The organism is Staphylococcus sp. 231237_7MaSpsaltlick (assembly GCF_043107035.1).
The window spans coordinates 1-1,228 of record NZ_JBICNX010000139.1 but is presented as its reverse complement, the minus strand read 5'-3'; the positions used below and the strand labels follow the sequence as shown (position 1 = coordinate 1,228).

Annotated in this window: 5 protein-coding genes; all 5 read right to left on the bottom strand. The window is 32.3% G+C overall.

Features of this window, described 5'->3' with window-relative positions; all coding sequences use genetic code 11:
- A partial coding sequence (locus ACF91D_RS30440) for an SA1788 family PVL leukocidin-associated protein (RefSeq protein ID WP_392438478.1) occupies positions 1–328 on the bottom strand: 328 nt, incomplete at its 3' end.
- Positions 328–513, bottom strand: a complete 186-nt coding sequence (locus tag ACF91D_RS30435) for a hypothetical protein (protein ID WP_392438477.1) — start codon at positions 511–513, stop codon at positions 328–330. The genes ACF91D_RS30440 and ACF91D_RS30435, both read right to left, overlap by 1 nt.
- 12 nt (positions 514–525) lie before the next feature.
- Positions 526–732: a hypothetical protein gene (locus ACF91D_RS30430; RefSeq protein ID WP_392438476.1), complete on the bottom strand. Its 207-nt coding sequence runs from the start codon at positions 730–732 to the stop codon at positions 526–528.
- Complete coding sequence (locus tag ACF91D_RS30425; protein WP_392438475.1) at positions 710–910, bottom strand: hypothetical protein; 201 nt, start codon at positions 908–910, stop codon at positions 710–712. The genes ACF91D_RS30430 and ACF91D_RS30425 overlap by 23 nt, the downstream gene beginning before the upstream one ends.
- Positions 907–1,228 (bottom strand): ATP-binding protein (locus tag ACF91D_RS30420; protein ID WP_392438473.1); only part of this gene is annotated, 322 nt, incomplete at its 5' end. The genes ACF91D_RS30425 and ACF91D_RS30420, both read right to left, overlap by 4 nt.

The window sequence follows — 1,228 nt, the reverse complement described above, 5'->3', positions numbered from 1 at the left end:
CCATCATATCTTGCACATATTGGCTTCTTGGATGTACTTGAGGCGTACCATCGTATAACCATGGTTTCCTTTCTCTCTTTTGTTTTTCTTCTAAAAGCAATATGTGCAATTTCTTGTTATGTTCTACGCAAGTTACTTTTCGCTTTTGTTCATTTTCTCTAAACTCTTTTATCTTCATACCAACTGGTACATTTACTGATTCATATAATGACCAACCTAACTCAATTCTTCTGCATAATAGCGCCATAGATACTTTATTTTTCTGAAGATGTATTTTCATTTCTTTAGTTAAAGGATATTCCTTACCTTTTACTTTGAATTGATGCATTAGCATTTCTCCTCTACGTTTGCTATTCCTAAAACTGTAGCGTCTGTATAATCATTTTCATGTTTAAATAAGTTATCTGCTATTCGATCTATGAAGTTTTGTCTAGATTCATGTCTACATTGTTTTGCTTTTATTCGCTTTTCAAACTCCACTGTATATCTAAGCGTTACTGTTTCTTCAGACAATGTAATCACCTACTATATGTACTCAAACATACATGTTTGATATTCTTTTGTTAATTTGTCATCTTGAATAAATGTGTTTAACTCATCTTCCGTAAGTTTCCAATGTTTCCCTGAGTAGAAAGTTCGTTCAACACCCGTAAGTTCATATAGCCCATTAGGATATAAGCTCACATGAAACATTAATTTTCCGTTTCCATCATACAAGCCGAACTGCTTCATTTGAATTCACCTCATAATCGTAAATACCATTTCTTGTTTCTCTTTCTAATTTCTTTTGAATTAATAAAGTATCTAACTTATAAACATCATCAGCAGCATAATCAATTAATTTTTGTACATATGCATCCGACAAACCTGGGACATTTAAATAAGCTCTGACATAAGCTTTTGTAATCATCGAATCACCTTCAAGTTTTTCAATCTATAATCCATACCGTTCATTTCAAGTACAGTTGCATTTTTTATCATTCTGCTAAATATTCGTTCTGAATCTAGACCATTCGTCATTTCTTCTAGCCTTAAATTCGTGGTTATAATATTATGCTTATCTACACGACTTTCTAGAATTTGGAAAAGTTTCCCCATTCCGTAGTCATTAAGCTTAATTCCATAATCATCAATCACCATTAGGTCAACGCTTTTTATTATTTTTAGAAGTTCTGATTCGTGCTCACTAGCACTATTGCTATATGTGCTTCTGAACATCGAGATAGCA

What these genes read in the sequence shown, in the direction of transcription:
- ACF91D_RS30430 (WP_392438476.1), bottom strand. Translation starts at nt 732, where the DNA reads ATGAAGCAGTTCGGCTTGTATGATGGAAACGGAAAATTAATGTTTCAT.
- ACF91D_RS30425 (WP_392438475.1), bottom strand. Translation starts at nt 910, where the DNA reads ATGATTACAAAAGCTTATGTCAGAGCTTATTTAAATGTCCCAGGTTTG.